This window comes from Proteiniphilum sp. LBM24028, assembly GCF_056629195.1.
Genome location: NZ_CM152817.1, coordinates 2,096,611 through 2,119,092, shown reverse-complemented (window position 1 = coordinate 2,119,092; position 22,482 = coordinate 2,096,611). Strand labels below are relative to the sequence as shown.

The window sequence follows — 22,482 nt, the reverse complement described above, 5'->3', positions numbered from 1 at the left end:
CGACAATGAGACTGATAAAAAAATATTTTCCTATCCTGGTTTTCACAGCCCTGTTGTGCACCTCGTGCGGGCTGAATGAGAACCCTCCCTACGACCTGAAGTTTTTTCACATCATGGTGAACGAAGCATCCTCGGTGACGGTTTCCGCAAAAGCCAACATGGTGGGTACCTACAATGTGTATATGAGCACTCCGGCCACGAACGAAACGGTGACGGTGACCTATGAGGTGATTGTGGGTGATGGGCTGAAGGAGGGAGTGGACTACCGGCTGCTGAACAAGGAGAACAGCCTGACCTTCCTTCCGGGAATATACGACATGCCCATCCGCATCCAGTGGATGCCCAACCCGGTGGATCCGGCAAAAGACAACACGATTAAAATCAGACTGATCAGCAACGACAAGGGGTACTCCATAGGATTGCCCGGGCCGGCGCAGAATCAGTCGATACTTACCATAACCAAGATATAATGTTTTTTAAGAAGAAACCACCTGTCCTGCTTTTGCTGCTGCTGTTTGTATTTACTGCCTTCGCAAAGGAGATCCCGCAGCATCCGCAGCTGGTGAAAGGCACCCTGAAGAACGGGCTTACATACTATATTTACCCCAACGACTACCCGAAAGGCGAGGCCGTGTACAGGCTCTTCATCAAATCGGGCTCGGTGAACGAAACCGACGAGCAGAGGGGGCTTGCCCATTTCCTGGAGCACATGGCCTTTAACGGGACCACACACTTTCCCGGAAACGGGCTGGTGAGCTTTCTGGAGTCGAAAGGGGCCAAATTCGGGAGAGACCTGAATGCGCATACCTCCTACAACGAGACGGTATACAAGCTGAAGCTTCCCACCACCGGAGGGATGGTGGATACCACGCTGACCATTCTCGCGGACTGGCTGGACGGGCTCCTGCTGGAAGAGCAGGAGGTGGATGCGGAGAGAGGGGTGATCTTGTCGGAATGGCTCTCGAAGCAAAAGCCGGAAGCCGAAGTGGGCGATGTGCTGCTGAGTGAGCTGATGAACAACTCGATCTACGACAGAAGGAAAGTGATCGGCGACACGGCCGTGATCCGCAACTTCCAGTATGCGACGCTGCGCAATTATTACGAGCGGTGGTACCATCCCTCGCTGGCCGCCGTGGCCATCGTGGGCGATGTGGATCCGGCAAAGGCGGAGAAGATGATCCGCAGCAAGTTCTCGGGCATGAAGAGCCGGCGGAAAGAGCGTCCGGTGCACCATACCATCCCCGACTACGGGGAGGCAGCCGCAAGGGTGGTGATCAACAAGAACCTGAAGAAAGCCGAGCTGACGATGATTCAGCTTGTGCCGCACTCGGAGCCGGTGAGGAAGGAAAGCGACTATTACCCCTACCTGCAGCGCACCATCCTGAACAGGCTGTTCAGAAACAGGCTGAACGCACTGTCGTTTACCAACAACGGATATGTAAACGGGAGCCTGGGGGTGTCGGACTTCCTGAATGCGAAGGGCATCCTGATGGCGTCGGTGGAGCTGAAGCCCGACGCGATTGAGGAGGGTGTCGCACTCTTTACCTCGCAGCTCTCGCAAATATACCAATACGGATTTCTTCCCGCCGAGATTGAGAAGGTGAAAAAGTCCATTATCAGTTCGAAGGAGAGGGCGGCCACGTCGGTCCAGCCGGTCGCCTCCGCCACGTTGATGGAGGAGCTGTATGCCGATTTTTACAAGGACTACGCCATCACCACCCCGGAGGTGGAGTACCGGCTGACGAAGGAGCATATCGACCGTGTCGACTCGCTCTCCCTTGTCCGCATGCTACACGGGCTGGCTGACCCCGGCCGTATGCACTACATCTTCTCCTCCTTTGAGGAGAACAGCCTGGCCGACTCCGTGCGGCTGCTCCGGTTTGTGGATTCCATCCACCAGAAACCAATCGGCCCCTACCGCCTGGAAATTGACCCGCCTTCACAGTTGCTGGAGACGGAACCGGAAGCGGGACGCATACTCGGCGAAAAGAAGATACCGGCCATTGACGGGACCGAGCTGTACTTGTCCAACGGGGTGAGGGTGATCTACAAGGAGGCAGTCTCCGGAAAGGAGCGGGTAAGCATGTCGGCCTACAAGAAGGGAGGCCTCTATGCGCTGGACTCCACGGAGTACGTGAGCGGGTTATTCGCTCCCAACGTGGTCTCCCTGAGCGGAGCAGGCGATTTTTCGAAAGACGAGCTCTCTTACTACCTTGCCGGCAACTCCTCGTCGGTGCGGATGCTGATAGAGAGCACAAGGGCCGGCATGGTGGCAGGAGCTTCGGCCGAAGATGTGGAGACCATGTTCCAGCTGCTTTATCTGAAATGGACACAGCCCAAGGCGGACTCTTCGGTATTCGAGCTGACGAAGAAAAGAGCCATCGAGAACTACCGGAACAAGAACATTACCGACCAGACCATTTTTTACCAGGACCTGAACGACCTGATGAAGGGGGTGGACTACGTGACCCGGGAGATGACCGACTCGGTGATGGAGGCCCAGCTGCAGTTCGACCGCATGGTGCCCTTATTCCATCAGGCCTTTGGAGATGCCAACGGGTTCACCTTTGTGATTGTTTCGGACATGGGACTCGACAGGCTGACTCCCTACATAGAGAGATACATTGCCTCTCTGCCTGCCTCGGAGGGGAACGGCGAAACGCCGTACCGCTACGACGGTGGAAAAATAAGAACCACCGCCGCGCAGCTGACGCGTGCCGCCGGCGATTCGGAACGGGGCATTGTCTCGCTGATCTTTCAGTATGACGACATCCCCGACGATACGCAGCGCTTTGGCCTGAAAGGCGACCTGATGAGCGACGTGCTGCGGATGAAGCTTCTTGCGGAGCTTCGAGAGAAGATGGGCATGGTGTATAGCGTGAGCGTGAGCGCCGGCTCGCGGAAATATCCTGCCGAACTGGCACGGAACACAATCTCCTTTGCCACGAATCCCGACAACTGCCGGTTGCTGATTGACCAGGTCAGAACCATCCTGAACGGGATGGCTGCAAACCCGCAGAGCTTTGTCCCGGAACTGGAAAATGTGAAGCTGAGCCTGATCAACGACATGGCGGTGAACGTGCAGCGGGATACCTATTGGAGCTCCTTTATCCGGAACAGCGCGTTTAACGAAGAAGAGAAGTGGGATTATGTTTCCACCTTCCCGGACCTTGTACGCAGCATTACCCCAGAGGAGCTGGCCGCCTACCTGAAGGAGTACTACAGCGAAAACAGCATGATTGAAGCGGTATTGCTTCCCAAAATAAAATAAAAACAGACTAATCACTAATCAATAAACAGATGTAATTATGAAATTGAAAAGTTTATTTCTATCTGCGGGCATCTTACTGGCCGGCCTGCTGGCCTCCTGCTCGAACGACGAACCGGAGGTAATTGTCTACGAGGCCAAAATGACCTCTTTTGGGTTCTATGTGGAAGACAACGAGGGGTTGATTGTGCAGGATTATGAAATCTCGCCGGTGACGCAGACAAACATCACCGTGTTGCTCCCCGAGGAGGTAGATAAAAGCAAGCTGGTGGCACGCTTCACCGTCACAGAAAATGACGAGGTGAAAGTGGGCAACGTGGCGCAGCAGAGCGGAGTCACCGTGAACGACTTTACCGTGCCGGTGGATTATTTTGTGTCGGAAGGCACGACAAACGTGAAGTATACCGTGACCATCGGCAAAGCTCCCGCCTACGTGTGGACGGCGCTGCCCCCGGTAACCGGCGACTCGGCTGTTTCGCTGGTCATGAAAGTAAGCCCTGCAGGCACCCCCTACATTGCCTACAAGATGGACAGGGAATTGTCGGACGACGAGGCACTGGGGGTACTGGCGCTGAAGGATGGCGCCTGGTCGTCGCTCGGAAAGGTATCTGAAGGACGCGTGGGCTCCTATATGGACATCGCGTTCAACGCCGGGAATCAGCCAGTGGTTTCGTATGTCGACTATACGAATAAAATCTCCCAGCAGGCATCGGTGAAGGCACTCAGCGGCACCAAATGGAACTTCGTGGGCGATACCGCGGCTACTACCAACAAGGTTAGCTACAATACTCTCAACTATGTGGGAGACAAGCTGATGTTGATGGCCACCTACGATGCCCGCGACAATGTGCTTGCGAGAAGGGAACTGAGCGTCAACACATACGGGAACGGTGCCTGGACTTACAATGCAACAATCCCTGGAAGGGCGTCGGACCTGGTGGCATACCTGCAGGTGTCGGAAACAATGGATGATGTTCTCTACCTGGGTGTCTACAATGCCGTCTCGCCCAACAGCATCTCGGTGTATAAATATGCCAACAACAACTGGACGACGCTTCTTGACAAGTGGAGCGACGAGAAAGCGACGGCTATCAGCCTGAGAGATTTCGACATCGCCGTGAATCAGCAGGGTGACGTGTACGTGGCCTTTTCCGACAACAGCAACGACGGGGCGGAAAAAAGCAGGGTGATTAAAGTGGATGCGGAGACAAAAAAGGTGACGCCGGTAGGCAACCCGATCACCGCCGCCACGGGATCGTCGCTCAAATTTGACCTGGCCCTTTCCCCGCTGGGCGTACCGTACCTCTTCTACCGGAACGAAACCAATTTCCCCACGGTGGTCTCCCTCGATAAGGACACACAGGACTGGACAGCGCCCCACGTACTGGAAGCGAACGAAGCCGATGATCTATATCTGGGCTTTGCTCCCGACGGAAAGGCCTACCTGGCTTATACCAAGAACCGCAGGATCTTTAGCTATAAATACGATGCCCCGGGACAATAAGGGAATCGGATTATAGGGGTTGAGGAGTATGAAAGGGTTTGACTGTCTGTAACGGGTTAAACCCTTTCCTCATTTTTATTCTTTTCAAAAAAAACAGAGATACCTTATGATAAAAAAATATTACCTGCCATGCATCTTCCTTATCTTGTTCAGCTTGCATATAGGCAGCCTGGGAGCACAGGAGAGTTTCCGGTTTGTGTTTATGTCGGATGTGCATTATCACGATAAAAACGATGCACCCCGGGCCATGGATGCGGCCATCGACACCATCAACAAGCTGAACCCGGACTTTATCCTGGTGGGCGGAGATATTGTGTATGATGCCCTGAGACGGACGCAGGGCGACGCGGAGGAGCAGGCATCGCTGTTCCTGGAGAAGGCGGCAAAGCTGGAGGCACCGCTGTACTATGCCATCGGCAACCACGATCACTTTGCGGTGTATGACCGAAAAACGGGGGTGGACCACCCTCTCTTCGGCAAGCAGTTTTACGAGAAATATTTCGGTCCCCGGTACTATTCGTTCGACCATAGGGGATGGCATTTTATTGCCCTGGACGACATGGTGCTGACCGAAGACCGAAGTTATGAGGGAAGGGTGGACTCGCTCCAGCTGGAGTGGCTCAGGAAAGATCTGGAGCAGGTGGCCGACACGACGCCGGTGACCGTGATGGTGCACGTGCCGCTGATTACTACGCTTTCCCAGTGGTACGGCGGTGGTACCAAGCCCAACAGCAACAAGATCGCCATCGAAAACAGCGGGGAGGTTGTCGAGCTGTTCAAGGACAAAAACCTACGGCTCATCCTGCAGGGACATATTCACTACTACGAGGTGCTGCATATCCTGAACAAGACGACGGTGATCTCGGCTCCCTCCTTTTCCGGCAAGTGGTGGATGGGAAAAATGAACGAAATGGAGAAGAGTTTCTTGGTGATCGACGTAAACGAGGATAACAGCGTGGATTACCGCCATGTGGAATATGATCCGGCGCCGGCAGGGGGGGACAAACTTTGAACAACCGGGCTGTAATTTTTTTCGGCTGAATGAATTTATAGTTTATCTTTGCAACGATAACTGTCATAAAACAGCACGATGAAAAAAACAGCGTTAATTACCGGAATCACAGGGCAGGATGGCTCATACCTGGCGGAGTTTCTGCTGGAAAAGGGGTATGAGGTACACGGACTGATGCGCCGCTCCAGTTCATTCAATACCGGGCGTATTGAGCATCTTTACCTCGACGAGTGGGTGCGCGACATGCACCAGAAGCGACTGATCAATCTGCATTACGCGGATATGACGGACTCGAGCTCGCTGATACGGGTGATACAGACGATTCAGCCGGACGAGATTTACAACCTGGCGGCACAGAGCCACGTGAAGGTGAGCTTTGACGTGCCGGAGTACACGGCGGAGACCGATGCGGTGGGCACACTGCGGCTGCTGGAGGCGGTGCGCATTCTCGGGCTGGAGAAGAGGGCGCGCATCTACCAGGCATCCACATCGGAGCTGTTTGGCCTGGTGCAGGAGGTGCCGCAAAGGGAAACAACGCCCTTCTACCCGCGCAGCCCTTACGGCGTGGCAAAGCTCTACGGCTTCTGGATCACAAAGAACTACCGGGAATCGTATGGCATGTTCGCCGTGAATGGCATCCTCTTCAACCACGAGAGCGAACGGAGGGGGGAGACCTTCGTGACGCGGAAGATCACCATCGCGGCAGCACGGATAGCACAGGGACTGCAGGACAAGCTCTACCTGGGGAACCTGGACGCGAAACGCGACTGGGGCTATGCACCCGACTACGTGGAGTGCATGTGGCTGATGCTGCAGCACGACACGCCGGAGGACTTTGTGATTGCCACGGGGGAGATGCACCCGGTGAGGGAGTTCTGCACGCTGGCCTTTGCCGAGGCGGGAATTAACCTGCGCTGGGAGGGTGAGGGCGTGCACGAGAAGGGAATCGACATGGTTTCGGGCAGGGTGCTGGTGGAGGTGGATCCGAAGTATTTCCGTCCCGCCGAGGTGGAGCAGCTGCTGGGAGACCCGACGAAAGCACGGACCCTGCTGGGCTGGAACCCGACGAAGACGTCGTTCCCGGAGCTGGTGAGGAGGATGGTGAAACATGATTTGGAGAAGGTGATGAAATAGTGGTCAGCAGATCAGTTTTTCCGTGTGCTTCTCGTCTGTCCTTATTCTTTGACCTGTCATCGTCTCGGTTTCTAAAAGAGAAGAAGTCGCTTCGCTTGACTTCTGTTTTTACGAAACCTTCGCTAGACAGGTACCCAAAGAATAATGAAGGGCTTCGTTGCACACCGGAAAAATTCGGAGTTCCGGGGATAGAAAAAAATCTACTGCAATAAATAATCTGAATGGAGAAAGATGCTAAAATTTATGTTGCCGGCCACCGGGGTCTGGTAGGGTCGGCCATCTGGAACAACCTGAAACAAAAGGGATACACCCACCTGATGGGACGGACGCACAGGGAGCTGGATCTGATGGATGGACCGGCCGTGGCGCGTTTCTTCGAGGAGGAGCAGCCGGAGTATGTGTTCCTGGCGGCGGCACATGTGGGGGGGATTGTGGCCAACAATACCTATCGGGCCGATTTCATTTACCGCAATCTGCAGATACAAAATAACGTGATCGGGGAGAGCTGGCGCCACGGTGTGAAGAAGCTGCTCTTCCTGGGCAGCACCTGCATATATCCGAAGGAGGCGCCGCAGCCCATGCGTGAGGATGCGCTGCTGACGGGCCCCCTGGAATATACCAATGAGCCTTATGCCATTGCCAAGATTGCGGGGCTGAAGATGTGCGAGAGCTTCAACCTGCAGTACGGAACCAACTTTATCGCGGTGATGCCGACAAACCTGTATGGGCCGAATGACAACTTCGACCTGGAGCGGAGTCATGTGCTCCCGGCGATGATCCGTAAGATACATCTGGCCAGAAGCCTTGCCGAACAGGATTGGGACGCCCTGCGCAGGGACCTGGACCGGCGGCCCGTGGAAGGAGTGACGGGCAGTGGGTCAAGGGAAGAGATCATCGGCCTGCTGCAAAAATATGGAATCACGGAACAAGGGCTGTCGCTCTGGGGTACTGGGACGCCGTTGAGGGAGTTCCTCTGGAGCGGGGAGATGGCCGATGCCTGCGTCTTCATCATGGAGCGGGTGAATTTTGCCGATCTGAAGGGAACGGGTGCCGATGTGCGCAACTGCCACATCAACATTGGTACAGGCAGGGAAATAAGCATTCGCGGCCTGGCTTATTTGATTAAAGAAACCATGGGGTATGGTGGAGAGATTTCTTTCGACGCTTCAAAACCGGACGGCACACTGCGCAAACTGACGGATGTAACCAAACTAAACAACCTGGGATGGAAACATGCCATTGAGATTGAAGAGGGAGTGCAGCGGCTGGTTGCATGGTATCTGTGGGAGGGTTAATATCCATAAATGGCCGAACAAAATACCCACAAATAACCGAACCGAATGTTCACAAATAACCGAGCGAAATACCCACAAATGGCCGAATTGTCTGTTGCTGCCGCTTTGGAGGTGGGTCCGGAAGATTTAATCAACGACCTCGAGACGATGGAACTTACATTGTTCCCATTGGATGTCTAAAGAATTAAAATAGTTTTAACAACGAGATTTGGAATATTTGTGAAAACAATCTATATTTGCAATATTGTTGCATTTGAAAGATTGTTTCATGATGACCGCAGAAGAAATATTACAACGCCATAAACTAAAAAATACCGGTTGCCGGAAGTTTATCCTGACCGAATTGCTGCGAAGCGAATCGGCCTTATCGGAGGAGGAGATTAAAAGACCCTTTCCGGAACTCTTCGACAGGGTTACCTTTTACCGTACCCTCAAGACCCTGGAGGAGCAGCATGTGATTCACCGGATCGTGCTGCACGACAACTCCGTGAAATATGCGCTCAACGGGCATCATTCGGACCAAAATCCGATACATGCGCACTTCCATTGTGGCAAGTGCGACGAAGTGTTGTGCCTGGAGGGCAAATCGCATTTCGACACGGAGCTGCCTGTCGATTTTGTGACACGAGAAGTGTTTATCGTTGTGGAGGGATTGTGTGCCAACTGCAACCATCTTTCCTGATGGGTACTTGATGTGAACCCATTCTTATTTATTTTCAATGAAGATATTACTGATCCTGTTCTGCCTGACTGCGGGAACCACTGCATATACGTCGGCTTTTCCTCCGGATACAACACGGCAGGCTACCACAGGCGTTGCCGACTCGCTCCATTACCTTTTGCCGCAGGTAACGGTGCGGGCAAAACCGGCACAGGAAACCGGGAAGATAAGTACTCTCCCCATGGAAGAGGTAGGCAGAGGCTTCCTCCTTCGCAACAACAGCACCGGCTTCGTGCAGACGCTGGCATCGTTGCCGGGTGTTTCGTCGATGAACATTGGCGCGGGATTTTCGAAGCCGGTGATAAGAGGGCTGGGATTCAACCGCGTGGCGGTGGTAGACAGGGGCATCGTGCAGCAGAACCAGCAATGGGGGGCCGACCATGGACTGGAAATCGACCAGTATGATGTGGACAACGTACGGCTGCATAAGGGTCCGATGTCGCTCTTTTACGGGTCTGATGCGATGGGTGGGGTCATCGAGATCCTGCCGCCCCGGTTGCCGGAGAACGATCTGTTTTGGGGTGATGCCACGCTGATGGGGAAATCGAACAATAACCTGCTGGGGACGTCGGTGATGGCATCGCTAAAGCGGGGAAACTTCTTTTACAGGGGGCGGGCCACGGTGCAAAGCTACGCGGACTTCCGCATTCCTGCAGACACCATCGACTATCTGTCGTGGAAGATGCCGGTATACGGGCGCCGCATGAAAAACACGGCCGGCAGGGAGGTAAACCTTTCCTTCTCGGCCGCCTACATGGGTGAGAAGTTTGAAAGCCGGCTGCACTTGTCGGACATCTACGGAAAGAACGGTTACTTTCCCGGTGCACACGGAATGCCGTCCCTGTCGAGGCTGGTGCCGGACGGCTCGCTGCGTAACGTGGAGATGCCCTATGCCACATCCAATCATTTCAAGTGGATATTGAACAACAGATGGCGACTTTCTCCTGGCGCGGCAATCGACCTGGATCTGGGGTTTCAGCAGAACCTGCGGGAGGAGATGTCTCCCTTTCACACACATTATGGTAACCAGCAGCCGCCCGTGGATGATGGGGATCTGGAGCTTCGCTTCAGGCTGAAGACCTACTCGGCAAATGTGCGGCTGCTGCAGGATGAGGAGAAGCGATGGTCGAAAACTTTCGGCTTCTCCGCCGAGGCCCAGCACAACAGGGTGGGAGGGTATTCGTTTTTGTTGCCCGACTTTGAACGGTATTCGGGCGGTGCTTTCTGGCTGAACCGGGTGGAGGTGACGGAACATTTCCTGCTCATGGGGGGCATTCGCTTCGATGCGGGGAGGCTGCGCGTGGAGGAATATTACGATGACGTGCTGGCGGAATATCTGATCCTGCAGGGGGTTGCGATGGAGGAAGCCGGTTTTTATGCATTGCGGTCGGCAGCCCTGCGCAGCTCCTATGGCGACCTTTCGGGATCGGCGGGCTTCGCATGGATGCCTTCCGCGCATCATACGCTGAAGATGAATGTGGGGAAGAGCTTCCGTTATCCCGGGGTGAATGAGCTGGCTTCGAACGGACTGCATCATGGCGCCTTCCGGCATGAGCAAGGCAACAGTGCATTGCAGCCGGAGAAGGGATATCAGCTTGATATGGATTACAGGTTCAGGGGAGAGCAGTTCAGGCTTGCGCTGAATCCTTTTCTGGGGTGGTTTTCGAACTACATCTACCTGGAGCCTACGGGAAGCTGGTCGATACTCCCGCATGCGGGTCAGATTTACCGGTACCGGCAGGCGGAGGCCTGGATGACGGGCGGTGAGGCTCTCGTGGAATGGCTTCCCACTGAGCGATGGCATCTGTCGTCGGCGCTGGAGTATGTCTACAACCAGAACAGCAGGGATCACTATCCCTTGCCCTTCTCGCCGCCAACGGTGATTACCACGGATGTCACCTATACCGGTGACGGCCGTGGGGCGCTGACGCAATATATTTTGCAGCTCGAACACCGTGGGGTGATGGCACAGGACAGGATCGCAAAAAATGAGTCGCGGACGCCCGGGACCTCCCTCTGGAACCTGTCGGCTCACCTCCACTGGAGGATAAACGGGCGGCAGGTGGTTGTCGATTTTCAAATCGATAACCTGTTCGACAGGGCTTTCCTGAATCACCTGAGCTTCTACCGCAGGCTGAATGCACCGGAGCCCGGGAGGAACGGACAGGTGATTGTGAGGTTCCCGTTTTAGAGCGAACAGCGGACAGTTGAGCGTGAATAAAAGTTAAACATTTTAAAATAAATAATTTTAGTCGTATGAAACGAGCATGAATTACGAAGTAATCGACTTTGTCAAAATCATTATCACACAAGATCATGACTAAAGCGAGTTCCATATGACACCATTGAAAATAAATAATTTTAGTCGTATGAAAAAAACATTGTATTTCACAGGGATTGTTTTGTGGGGCGCCGTGGCGTTCACTGCATGTGAGAAGGTGGACGTGGATAGAGAGAAGCCGGTGATCACGGTAATGAAGCCGGCAGAGGATGAGGTGGTGACGCCGGGAAGTGCGATTCGTTTTGAGGTGGAGTTCAGCGACAACGAGGCGTTGGCATCATACAAGGTGAATATTCACGGTGCCTTCGATGGCCACGAGCATAACGCGGCTGTAAAGGCTGCCGGCGGGAATGAGGTGGTGGCTGCTGCGGATTACGAAACAGGGTTGCGGCCTTTCGGCATGCGTGCAGCGACGGACAGCGTGGCTTTTGAAAAAACATGGGCGGAGAGCGATTTTATAGCCTTGGGAGCGACGCCCATTGCGGGTGGAAAAAAGGTCACGGTGGCACATCAGTATATCGTAATTCCGGAAAATTTGAACGGAAAGCCGCTTCGTGAAGGTCATTATCATTTTATAGTCTATTGCACCGACCAGTCGGGACAGGAGTCGTTTGTGTCGCACGAGATATTTATATCTTATTAGGTTTCAGCTATCAGGATTCAGCTATCAGGTTTCAGCTATCAGGATTCAGCTATCAGGATTCAGCTATCAGGATTCAGCTTAGAAAAGAGTACTCGTTCTTTTATAATTCAGCAGTCGAATCTCTGCCGTTGTGTTTTCAAAATCACCGGCATACAAAAGGTTTCCTGATCCGCCATCTCTTTTACTTCACGATAAGATAATGGCAATAATTACAACACACCTGTTCGTCCGGCAAGCGATCGGGTAATTTGTTTTATTACTGAGAATTGGGAACTACCCGAAAGTACAAAACGTTTTTTAGGTTTCTCATCTACCAAACCCTGCATATAGGAAAGCAGATCAGGCGCATTTTGAGCTTCATCCAGAATCATTCCTTCGGGATGCCCGGAAAGGAATCCCAATGGACCGTTCAAAGCAAAACGCCTCGTATCTAAATTTTCAAGCGAGTAGTAAGGAAGCTTATCGAATACTTTCCGCAACAGCGTGGTTTTTCCAGATTGGCGGGGCTCCGTTATCGTGATTTCCGGAAAATATTGGTACATTTCAAGCATTACATCGCTTAAATCTCTTTTGATAAACTTTTTCTCCATTTCTTTTTATGTAAATCTGAAGTTGAATTGCGGAATTACATAAATAAATGGAAGCTGTCAGCATAAAAACTGAGGACAAAGATGACAAGTTTTGGCAGATTTTGCGGCATCGTGCAACAAGTATTATCTTTGCAGTATGGGGTCCGGCAATTTTAAACAAGGGCATTATACCGATCCTGAATACAAGATGTTCGAACTTGAAAATGTGAAATTCCGGGATATCCTGACTGTGGACGAGCTGAAGCTGAAAGCACAGCGGGTGACCTGCATCGTGGGAAAGAGTGGCGGAGGCAAGACAACACTGCTGAAGCTGTTGAACAATCTGATATCGGCAGACAGTGGCACCATCCTTTACAAGGGGAAGGGGATTGAGACGTACGACCCGGTCGCCTTGCGCCGGGAGGTGATGATGTTACCCCAGCAGCCGCTTATGTTCAGCGGCAGCATCAGGGATAATTTCGGGAAGACGTTACGGTTTGCCGAACGGGAGGCCGCGGGAGATGCGGTCTATAGGGATCTGCTGCAACAGGTGGGGCTGAAGCTGCCCCTGGAGACAGATACCATGAACCTTTCGGGAGGTGAGAAGCAACGCGTGGCACTGGCCAGGGTATTGCTGCTGCAACCGGAGACTCTTTTGCTGGATGAGCCATCCTCGGCGCTGGATGATGAGACGGAGGACTTCATCATCCGCATGGTGGTGGATTATGCCAGGGAACGGGGAGTCACCCTGATCACGGTGACCCACGCGACAAGTGTGGCGGAGAGGTTTGCAGATGTGATGATCACGCTGTTCGACGGAAAGATTCAAAGAGTTGAAACGCTGAAAGATACCTGATAATTGTGAAGACAATAATTGCCTGTCGATAAAAATAAGATTATGGATGAAATAAGGGACGTGACTTTGATTGGCCTGGCAACGGCTTATATTTTCCTGTTGATTCTCCTCGTAATCTTGCGACGTGAGAAGGTGGGACACCAGTGGGAGATTTTGCTCTCCACTTTCAGGATGACCATCCAGCTGGTGATTGTGGGTTATATTCTCACCTATATTTTCGATAATCCGAATGTGTGGTTCAGCCTGATTGCCCTGCTACTGATGCAGGGGTTCGCGATATTGAATACCTTCCAGCGGGTGGGAGACGTGCCCCGTGACATGAAACGGATTGTGGCGGTGGCGATGTTCATTGGTACGGGCATCACAATCTTCTTCTTCGTGTTGTGGGTCTTCAGGGTAGAGCCCTGGTTTAAGCCGCAGTATTTTATTCCGCTCGCGGGAATGATGATAGGCAACTCGATGACCGGCATTACCTTGGGCATTGATGCGTTGTTGGGCGGGATGAAGGACAACCGTATCCTCATCGAAAATGCACTTATGATGGGAGGAAAGCCGGCACTGATTGTGAGAGAGGTTTCAGGACGAGCCTTTCATCAGGCATTGTTGCCCACCATCAACTCGATGATGGGTATGGGCATTGTGTTTCTTCCCGGAATGATGACGGGACAGATTCTGGCCGGTGCACCGCCCCTGCTGGCGATCAAATATCAGATTGCCATGATGCTGGGTATTCTGGGCAGTGTGGTACTCACGGTCTTTATGGTAATAAGGTGGGGGTCAGCAACTTTCTTTAACCAGAGGGCACAGTTGAAATAGTGGCCGACAGTCAGCTCTTTTCTTATCGGTATTCCACTGCCGGAATTGACTGCTGATCATTCCACTGCCGGAATTGACTGCTGATCATTCTGCTGCCGGAATTGACTGCTGATCATTCTGCTGCCGGAATTGACTACACATCGCCGGCTAAAACTTATCAATCCTCCCTTTTTGCCCGTTTCGTCTCCCATATAAAATAAGCCAGCAGGCCGAGAAAGGCGAAGAGTGCTGCGATCTGTGCCCCTGTACCGTGCGGGTTGGCCCACAGGTTTGAATTGAGCGCGTTGCTGTTGCCTGTGAGGAAGATGATGAGCGCGCCCACCACGCCAAAGAGTGCCGCGCCGGCGATAAAGCCGGAGGAGATGAGTATGGCACGCTGGTGACGGGCATTGGTGAGTTTGGGATCTTTCTTGTTTTTATTGATCCAGTGATTAAGCAGTCCACCTACCACGAGCGGGGTATTGAGCTGCAGCGGAATGAACATGCCCAGAGCGAAGGCCAGCGGCGAGACACCCAGCCAGTTGACCAGTATGGCAATGACGGCACCGATGCCGAGGAGTACCCAGCTGACGCCGCTCCCTGCCATGAGGGGCTCGATGATGGCTGCCATGGCGTTGGCCTGGGGGGCGACCATGGGGTTGGGATGTTCGGGGGTGGCGACGAAGCCATAGGCCTCATTGAGTATGAAAATCACGGCACCCACGGTGGCGGCGGAAACCAGCGTGCCGAGGAACTTCCACGACTCCTGCCTTGCCGGGGTGGTGCCAATCCAGTATCCGATCTTGAGGTCGGTAATAAAGCCGCCCGCCATGGAGAGTGCGGTGCAGACAATGCCGCCGATGATGAGGCCGCTCACCATGCCCTGCCATCCCTCGAGTCCTACGGCCACGAGGATTACCGATGAGAGAATGAGTGTCATCAGGGTCATTCCCGATACCGGGTTGGTGCCCACGATGGCGATGGCGTTGGCGGCAACGGTAGTGAAGAGGAATGATATTACGGTGATGGCAAGCAGGGCAACGACGGCCTGCACCAGGGTGATCTTTACTCCAAGGAGAAGAAAAATAAAGACGGCGATGAGGGTGAGGAAGAGGAAGAGTGCCACGAAAGACATCTTCAGGTCGCGCCCGGTACGTTTCTCCTTATTTTGCTCTCCTCCGCTGGTGATCTTTTTTCCGGTAGCCAGCGTGAAGGCACTGCCGATGACGCCGGAAGACTTGATGATGCCGATAATGCCGGCCATGGCAATGGCCCCGATGCCAATGGGCCGCACATAGGTGGTGAAGATGGCTTCGGCAGACATGTCGGCAAAGGGGTTGACGCCACCGCCGATGGTTGCTGCCACTGCCCCGATTTCATTGACCAGGGGAACAAGTACCAGCCAGGAGAGGAGTGAGCCGACAGTGATGATGAGCGCATAGCGGAGACCCACGAGGTAGCCGAAGCTGAATATGAGGGCACTCACGTTGAATTTGATCACCATCTTGAACCGCTCGGCCATCAGGGCGCCGGCGGGAATGATGCGGGTGGTGATCTCCTCACTCCAGAGGCGGAAGGTGGAGAAACAGAAATCGAACAGTCCGCCAATGATCCCGCTGGTGATAAGCAGGCGGGCTTTGTTGCCGCCCTTCTCGCCGGTCATCAGGATCTCGGTGGTGGCGGTCGCCTCGGGGAAAGGTAGCTTGCCGTGCATATCCTTCACAAAATATTTTCGAAAGGGAATCAGGAAGAGAATGCCGAGGAAGCCGCCAAGCAACGACGAAAAGAAGATTTGCCAGAAGTTTATCTGCATCTCCGGATATTTGGCCTGGAGGATGTAGAGCCCGGGAATGGTGAAGACGGCACCGGCGACGATGACACCGGAGGAGGCGCCAATGGACTGGATAATGACATTCTGCCCCAGTGCATTCTTCTTGCGCAAGGCAGCCGAGGCACCTACGGCAATAATGGAGATGGGTATGGCTGCCTCAAAGACCTGCCCGATCTTTAGTCCCGAGTAGGCGGCTGCTGCCGAGAAGATGACGGCCATCAGGAGGCCCATACCGACGGACCAGCCTGTGACTTCGGTGACGGGTTTGTCTGCCGGCAGCACGGGTTTGTACTCTTCTCCCGGTTGTAACTCCCGGTAGGCGTTGTCGGGCAATTCGGTAATTTTCTTTTCCTGGTTCTGTTCCATATGTCTGGTTTTTTAGCTGACCGCTGATCGCTTATTATCAAAATTTTGCCGAAAATACAAAAAAAAACGTAAAGCGCATGTCAGTTTTCCGGGTTTGTGCCTAAATTGCTACTTTTGTAGGATTAAAGTGAAAAACAGATGAGAAAGATATTTTTGGCTGCACTGTCGGCATTAATTCTGCTGCCGGCAGTTGTACAGGGTGATACACTGGACGATATTCTGAATGGGAAGTACAGGCCGCGTGATGTGAAGACGATGGTCTCGTCGGCCGACGGGATGCATTATTTTCAGACGGATCCGCAGCAGACGGCGGTAATCAAATATGCCTATGCAACCGGTGCTGCTGTGGATACGCTCTTCAGCACGCGTACGGCCCGTAACTGTAATTTCGATAGTTTCGAGGGGTTTCTGGTAAGTGCCGACGAGAACAGGGTACTGGTCTATCGCGACCGGGAACGGATATACCGCCATTCCTTCAGGGCGAACTACTACTACCATGACGTGCGCCGCAATATGGTGCGCAGACTTACCGAACATTCCTCGAAACAGATGATCCCCACTTTTTCCTCAGACGGGAAGATGGTGGCATATGTGATCGACAACAATATATTTCTGACCAAGTTCGACTTTGATACCGAATCACAAATTACAACGGACGGCGTCAGGAACAGCATCATCAACGGGGCTACCGACTGGGTATATGAGGAGGAGTTCGGCACCACGCGGCTGATGGAGTTTTCTCCCGACAACAACCAGCTTGCCTTCGTGCGCACCGACGAATCGGCTGTCAAGGAGTTCTCGTTTCAGACTTTCAACGAACAGCTTTATCCCGGGTATTACAGTTTTAAATATCCGAAACCGGGGGAGGCAAACGCCAGGGTGGAATGCCGGGTGTTTGACATCGCTTCGCGGGTGACGCGTACCATGGCTGTGCCGATGGATGAGGAGGGTTATATGCCGCGCATCACCTTCACCAGGGATCCTGCACAGCTGGCAGTGATGACGCTGAACAGGAATCAGAACAGATTCGACCTTTATTTTGTGAATCCCCGCTCTACGGTGGCAAAGCTGGTGTTGCGCGAGGAGAGCAAGTATTATGTGGATGCGGATTGGCTGAACTCGATTCACTTTCTGGAGGACAGGTTCACCTATGTGTCGGAGAAGGATGGCTTCAGCCATATCTATGTGTACGGACTGTCGGGCACGCTGCAGAAGCAGCTCACCACGGGGAATTACGACGTGACGAAACTCCTTGCGGTGGATCAGCAGACGAAAACGGTGTTCTACGAGGCTGCCGATGAAAGTCCCCTGCAGCGGAATATTTATAGGGTGAACATCGACAAGGGAACGCCACAGAAACTGTCGGCGCAACCCGGATTTTACACGGCTTCGTTCAGCGAACAGGGCAAGTACTATGTACAGAGTCGTTCGGATGCTGCTACGCCGACGGTGATCACGTTGCATGACGGCAACGGGAAGCAGCTGCGTGTGCTGGAGGATAACGGTGCGCTGCGCGAAGCGTGGACAGCGGCACGATTGCCGAAACGAGAGTTCATTACTGTGCCTGCGGCCGATGGCATCACACGGCTTAATGGCTGGGTGCTGAAGCCGGCGAACTTTAATCCGGCAAAGAAGTATCCGGTGGTGATGATACAATACAGCGGGCCCAACTCGCAGGAGGTGGAGGACAAGTTCGATGTAGACTGGTATTATGCACTGACCGAGAAGGATGTTGTGGTGGCCTGTGTGGATGGCCGCGGCACCGCTGCCCGGGGAGAGGAATTCAGGAAGGGTACCTACATGAAGCTTGGAATTTATGAGTCGGACGACCAGATTGCGGCTGCACGCTATCTGGGCAGTCAGCCTTACGTGGACGGCAGCCGGATTGGCATCTGGGGGTGGAGCTATGGCGGATACAACGTGCTGATGAGCATGAGTCGCGGCAATGGCATCTTCCGCTCGGGTGTAGCCGTTGCACCGGTCACCGACTGGCGCTTTTATGATACGGTCTACACGGAACGGTTCATGCGTACACCCGGACAGAATAACGATGGCTACAACAACGGGTCGGCCCTTACACTGGCGGGGAAACTGCAGGGTGACCTGCTGCTTATTCACGGGATGGCAGACGATAACGTGCATTTTCAGAATTCGGTGGAATATACGCGGGCGCTGATCAGGGCGAACAAACAGTTCGACCAGTTTTTCTTTCCTGACAATAATCACCACATTAACGGAGAAAATGCCCGGCGCTATATGTACGACAAGGTGATTGCCTACTTTGTGGAACATCTCTGATGTTTTATCATTTTCGGGAATTAAAGTCCGGAATCTGTTTTGACAACAATTACCGGACAGTGACGGCTCTCGTAAGGGAGCCTTACTTTTTGTAATCAAAAAACAAAAATGTCACTTTTTTGTTATTAAGAAACATTTTAGTAAAACTGTAATCGCATAGAGGCTGATTAACCAAAACCGGCGTAGAGGTTCAAGTATTTATAAAGTAGCGTAGATTTTATTTTCATCTTTCATATTTAACATGAAAGAGATTGATTATGAGGGATTTTTTCAATATACAGTATTTTTTCAGAAACCCGGCATTGGGGCTTCTCCCATTGTTTGTCTATTCGATTATCGTGGGTTTTACCGATTCATGGGAGTCCACAGGGATCACTTTGATATTGTCGGTGCTCGGCTATTTTACGGTTCGCAAGCAGAGCCGGCTTATTTACGCCATTTCAGCTGTCACGTTCATGATTGGAATGATACTCTCATTTATTCCCTTCTTTGAAAACCTGTATGCTGTAAATCAATTTGTGGTGATGGAGATCGTCTTTGTAGTGGTACTCATCATCATACGCCTTTCCCGCGCGCGCATTGTGAAACGGCTGGGAAAGACGAGTAACCTGATGCTCAGGAACTATCTGAAGGAATCGTTCCGTATAGCGTTTCAGGCCCAGTATGGTCTCTGTCTCCACCTGATGCTGGTGCTGCTGTTTTTTCTTTTCGACGGCAGGGGAGATACTGAAGAGCGACGGCTGGTGATCATGATATTCAGTCAGATGGTCTTATTGCTGATTATTTTTCTCGAGCAGGGCAGGCTGTATATCCTTCGCAGGAAGCTTGTGGAGGAAGAGTGGTTGCCCGTAGTCTCGGCGCAGGGTGAGGTGACGGGGCGTGTGGCGAAGTCGATTACCAGGGATATGAAAAACCGGTTTATGCATCCCGTGGTGCGTGTGGCGCTTATCTATCAGGGAAGCATCTACCTGCAGAAACGTGATCCGGGGCGGTTGCTGAACCCGGGGGCGCTTGATTACCCCTTTGAAAAATATATGCAGTTTAATGATGAAATTGACGAGACGGTGCGCCGCAGCATTGCGCAGGAATGCGGTAACAGCGCCCTGCCGCTTCGCTTCCTGTTGAAATACACCTTTGAAAACGAAATTACAAAGCGGCTTATTTTCCTCTATGTGTCAGACATCAAGGATGAGGCGCTCTTCAATAGTCTCAAGCTGCAGGACGGTAAGCTCTGGACCGAGGCCCAGATTGAAGACAATATAGGTAATAACCTCTTCTCGGAGTGTTTTGAGCTGGAATTTGAATATCTGAAGAATACGGTGTTGCTGGCACATCGGTTCAGAGACGGATTGAAATAGTAACAGGCAGCTAAACTCGCGTTCGGCTGCCTGTCATCGTTTAAATATAAAAAAGAAAAAAGTTATTTGTTCTCAGGTTTCTCTTCCGTGAGTGTAGGTTCATTTTTCAGTGTGCCCGACAGTTTGGCGATGGTTTCAAGATCGATTTTCCCTGAGACGGTGATGATGCTCAGGTGGCTCTCCTCGTCGAGCGAGATGAGAATAAGCTCCTGCACGTTTTTATCTCCCCTCTTCATCCATACGGAAACCCTGGAGCTCCTTTCGTTTACCGATACCATTTCTTCATAGTCACTAAACTCCTCCTTTACCAGCTCATTTGCCTTTTCGAAATAGTACCTTGAATCTTTTGCATTTTCACTGCTCACGATCCGTATGCTTTTCAGCTCCCTGAAAGCATTCTTCAGCTCTTCATCCACTGTGTTTGCTGCCATCTTGTCGAGCATCGTCTTGCCAATGTTCACGTTGGTCAGCGGACGATCTTCTGCACCGTATTTATTGATGAACTGCGTGACAAAACCGTTCGCAGAGAGCGAGGCCGAAGTCAGCAGGATGGTCAGAATCAATATTGTTTTTCTCATATGTTTTTCTCCTTTTTACCACCGGGAATAAATGTACCGATATTCAGCGTGTCGCGGTCCTGTGTTACGGCTTCAAGCGAATCGGCAGTTATCTCCTCCGTCACGATGGAGTCGAGCGCCGACCAGTCGATATTCAGGTCATCGATCACGCGGATGGTCTGAAGAGAGGCTTCCTCTGTAGTCTGCAAAGCAAGGGACAACTTTTCCAATGCATAAGTGGCGTCTTTTATGGCGATTTTTGGATCGCCGTAGGTCTCCACAAACCAGGGATTGTTATTTTGACGGCTGATGAAGAAGATGCTGATCCCCAGTCCCACGATGAGCAGTAATGAGGCTGCCACACGCAGCAGGGGGGCAAAGATGCGGATGGTGATATAATTTTCTCTCCGGGTGGTTTCCTTCTCCATGGCTGCCCTTAGCCGCTCATCGAACCCTTCGCTCAGGGAGAGAGACTGTTCTTCCCGGGTGTATGCGAAGAGCGGGGCATAGGGCTGCCACGCTGCCGGAAGATCGCTATGGGAGAAAAAATCACGCAACTCCTGTTCCTCGGCAAGGGTGGTATCACAATCCCAGTACTTTTGCAATAATGTACCTATATGTTTATCGTCTTTAGCTGTCATATCCCGCTAATAATTCTTTCATTTTTTTTCGTGCCCTGAAGAGGCTTATTTTTACCAGATCTTCGCTGATGGAAAGGGTGTCGGCAATTTCCCGGTAGCTCATCCCCTCGATCTCACGCAGCCGGAAGGAGAGCTGCTGGTTCTCGGGGAGCTCCCTGAGACACCTTTCGATGAGGAGGCTTTGCTCTTTCATTACCATCTCACGGTGTGGCGACTGATTATCCACAAAGTAAAAATCTTCTCTTTCCCGTTCAATGGCGTCGGTCTTGCGGAGTGCCATGGTAGCCATCCTGTCGAGCGCCATATTCTTGATGGCCCTGAAGCAGTAGGCTTCCAGATTTCCGATGTCTTTCCAATCTTCTTTCCTGCTCCACATCTTGAGCAGCATATCCTGCAGAATATCTTCAGCTTCCTCACGATCCCTGACAATACCGTATGCCAGGCGGAAAAGCCGATCTTTCATTGGCAGGATGACTTGGAAGAATGGTTCGATACTCATTATTAAGTGACGGTTGACCGGGCAAAAAGTTACACCGGGTTGGAATTTTTTTTTTATTTCCGCTTTCCGCTTTAGTGAAAGCTTGTCTGGTACAACGATCCAACAAAGATAATAAACGAAATGAAAATCTGAATGCTGCCCTTGTCAATCTTTTACAAGCTGAACGCCGGCCGCCGATCGCTGACCACTGGGAACTGATCGCTTTTTTCAAAAAAACTTGCCAAACACTTGCATATCTTTCTGATTATTTGTAATTTTGTGCCGTTTTTCACCCCAACAGAAAGGTTATTGAATGATAATCAGGGCATTATTACGTGCCAACAGGGTGAAAATGAAAGACGGAGAAATTATTCAGAAAATAGCAATACGTAAAAAGAAAGCAGAAGATGCCTACAATTCAACAACTAGTAAGAAAAGGACGTACCACACTTACGGATAAAAGCAAATCGCCCGCCCTGGACTCCTGTCCGCAGCGTCGCGGGGTTTGCGTGAGGGTGTATACCACCACTCCGAAGAAGCCGAACTCAGCCATGAGGAAGGTGGCACGTGTACGTTTAACGAACTCGAAGGAAGTGAATGCTTACATTCCGGGAGAAGGACACAACCTGCAGGAGCACTCGATTGTGCTGGTGCGCGGAGGACGTGTGAAGGACCTTCCGGGTGTGCGTTATCACATTGTACGTGGTACCCTGGATACTGCCGGCGTAAACGGCCGTACCCAACGTCGTTCCAAATACGGGGCAAAACGTCCCAAACCGGGAGCGAAGACAGCTGTAGCGGCTAAGCCGGGAGCAAAGAAGAAATAGTCTTTTCCCGCAACGCACATTATCAAGTAAAGAATTAAAATTGTAAAA

General features: G+C 52.2%; 19 protein-coding genes. 14 read left to right on the top strand and 5 right to left on the bottom strand.

Annotated features, from left to right (window positions below; translation table 11 throughout):
* Positions 1-5 precede the first annotated feature (5 nt).
* The 9 genes from AC1HCU_RS08265 (at position 6) to AC1HCU_RS08225 (ending at position 11,858) form a co-directional block, all read left to right on the top strand.
* Entirely contained in the window at positions 6-470 is a 465-nt protein-coding gene (locus tag AC1HCU_RS08265; protein WP_480365100.1) for a hypothetical protein, read from the top strand.
* On the top strand, positions 470-3,271 hold the full coding sequence (locus tag AC1HCU_RS08260; RefSeq protein WP_480365098.1) for a M16 family metallopeptidase: 2,802 nt from the start codon (positions 470-472) through the stop codon (positions 3,269-3,271). Before AC1HCU_RS08265 ends, AC1HCU_RS08260 begins: the two co-directional genes overlap by 1 nt.
* A gap of 37 nt (positions 3,272-3,308) precedes the next feature.
* Positions 3,309-4,772 (top strand): hypothetical protein, encoded by a 1,464-nt coding sequence (locus AC1HCU_RS08255; protein ID WP_480365097.1) that lies wholly within the window; start codon positions 3,309-3,311, stop codon positions 4,770-4,772.
* Positions 4,773-4,878: 106 nt separating this feature from the next.
* Complete coding sequence (locus AC1HCU_RS08250; RefSeq protein WP_480365094.1) at positions 4,879-5,784, top strand: metallophosphoesterase family protein; 906 nt, start codon at positions 4,879-4,881, stop codon at positions 5,782-5,784.
* A 78-nt stretch (positions 5,785-5,862) separates the two neighbouring features.
* Positions 5,863-6,918, top strand: coding sequence for a GDP-mannose 4,6-dehydratase (gene gmd, locus AC1HCU_RS08245; RefSeq protein WP_480365092.1), 1,056 nt, complete (start codon positions 5,863-5,865; stop codon positions 6,916-6,918).
* Positions 6,919-7,139: 221 nt separating this feature from the next.
* Entirely contained in the window at positions 7,140-8,213 is a 1,074-nt protein-coding gene (locus AC1HCU_RS08240; RefSeq protein WP_480365090.1) for a GDP-L-fucose synthase family protein, read from the top strand.
* Between the two features lie 268 nt (positions 8,214-8,481).
* Positions 8,482-8,895, top strand: a complete 414-nt coding sequence (locus tag AC1HCU_RS08235) for a Fur family transcriptional regulator (RefSeq protein WP_480365088.1) — start codon at positions 8,482-8,484, stop codon at positions 8,893-8,895.
* 37 nt (positions 8,896-8,932) lie between these two features.
* Positions 8,933-11,125, top strand: coding sequence for a TonB-dependent receptor (locus AC1HCU_RS08230; protein WP_480365086.1), 2,193 nt, complete (start codon positions 8,933-8,935; stop codon positions 11,123-11,125).
* 178 nt (positions 11,126-11,303) lie between these two features.
* Complete coding sequence (locus AC1HCU_RS08225; protein WP_480365084.1) at positions 11,304-11,858, top strand: DUF4625 domain-containing protein; 555 nt, start codon at positions 11,304-11,306, stop codon at positions 11,856-11,858.
* Positions 11,859-12,067: 209 nt separating this feature from the next.
* Here AC1HCU_RS08225 and AC1HCU_RS08220 read toward each other — a convergent pair whose 3' ends face one another.
* Complete coding sequence (locus AC1HCU_RS08220) at positions 12,068-12,448, bottom strand: AAA family ATPase (protein ID WP_480365082.1); 381 nt, start codon at positions 12,446-12,448, stop codon at positions 12,068-12,070.
* A 91-nt stretch (positions 12,449-12,539) separates the two neighbouring features.
* On the opposite strand from AC1HCU_RS08220, the gene AC1HCU_RS08215 reads away from it, so the two are divergent.
* Both AC1HCU_RS08215 and AC1HCU_RS08210 read left to right on the top strand, forming a co-directional pair.
* Entirely contained in the window at positions 12,540-13,283 is a 744-nt protein-coding gene (locus AC1HCU_RS08215) for an ABC transporter ATP-binding protein (protein WP_480365079.1), read from the top strand.
* Between the two features lie 42 nt (positions 13,284-13,325).
* Positions 13,326-14,099 (top strand): ABC transporter permease, encoded by a 774-nt coding sequence (locus tag AC1HCU_RS08210; RefSeq protein WP_321722037.1) that lies wholly within the window; start codon positions 13,326-13,328, stop codon positions 14,097-14,099.
* A gap of 157 nt (positions 14,100-14,256) precedes the next feature.
* Here AC1HCU_RS08210 and AC1HCU_RS08205 read toward each other — a convergent pair whose 3' ends face one another.
* Positions 14,257-16,275: an OPT family oligopeptide transporter gene (locus AC1HCU_RS08205; RefSeq protein ID WP_480365077.1), complete on the bottom strand. Its 2,019-nt coding sequence runs from the start codon at positions 16,273-16,275 to the stop codon at positions 14,257-14,259.
* Positions 16,276-16,413: 138 nt separating this feature from the next.
* On the opposite strand from AC1HCU_RS08205, the gene AC1HCU_RS08200 reads away from it, so the two are divergent.
* Positions 16,414-18,573 carry a S9 family peptidase gene (locus AC1HCU_RS08200; protein WP_480365075.1) on the top strand — a complete coding sequence of 720 codons (2,160 nt, stop codon included), beginning with the start codon at positions 16,414-16,416 and terminating at the stop codon, positions 18,571-18,573.
* Positions 18,574-18,830: 257 nt separating this feature from the next.
* Positions 18,831-19,931 carry a hypothetical protein gene (locus tag AC1HCU_RS08195; RefSeq protein WP_321722017.1) on the top strand — a complete coding sequence of 367 codons (1,101 nt, stop codon included), beginning with the start codon at positions 18,831-18,833 and terminating at the stop codon, positions 19,929-19,931.
* 62 nt (positions 19,932-19,993) lie between these two features.
* Here the strand turns inward: AC1HCU_RS08195 and AC1HCU_RS08190 are convergent, their stop codons facing one another.
* From AC1HCU_RS08190 to AC1HCU_RS08180, 3 genes are read right to left on the bottom strand one after another with little or no spacing between them, the layout of a single operon-like run.
* Entirely contained in the window at positions 19,994-20,509 is a 516-nt protein-coding gene (locus tag AC1HCU_RS08190) for a DUF4252 domain-containing protein (protein ID WP_480365073.1), read from the bottom strand.
* Positions 20,506-21,129, bottom strand: a complete 624-nt coding sequence (locus tag AC1HCU_RS08185; RefSeq protein WP_480365071.1) for a hypothetical protein — start codon at positions 21,127-21,129, stop codon at positions 20,506-20,508. The genes AC1HCU_RS08190 and AC1HCU_RS08185 overlap by 4 nt, the downstream gene beginning before the upstream one ends.
* Complete coding sequence (locus AC1HCU_RS08180) at positions 21,119-21,628, bottom strand: RNA polymerase sigma factor (protein ID WP_480365070.1); 510 nt, start codon at positions 21,626-21,628, stop codon at positions 21,119-21,121. The genes AC1HCU_RS08185 and AC1HCU_RS08180 overlap by 11 nt, the downstream gene beginning before the upstream one ends.
* A gap of 386 nt (positions 21,629-22,014) precedes the next feature.
* Here AC1HCU_RS08180 and rpsL point away from each other — a divergent pair, with 386 nt between their 5' ends.
* Complete coding sequence (gene rpsL / locus AC1HCU_RS08175) at positions 22,015-22,434, top strand: 30S ribosomal protein S12 (protein ID WP_294068290.1); 420 nt, start codon at positions 22,015-22,017, stop codon at positions 22,432-22,434.
* Positions 22,435-22,482 lie beyond the last annotated feature (48 nt).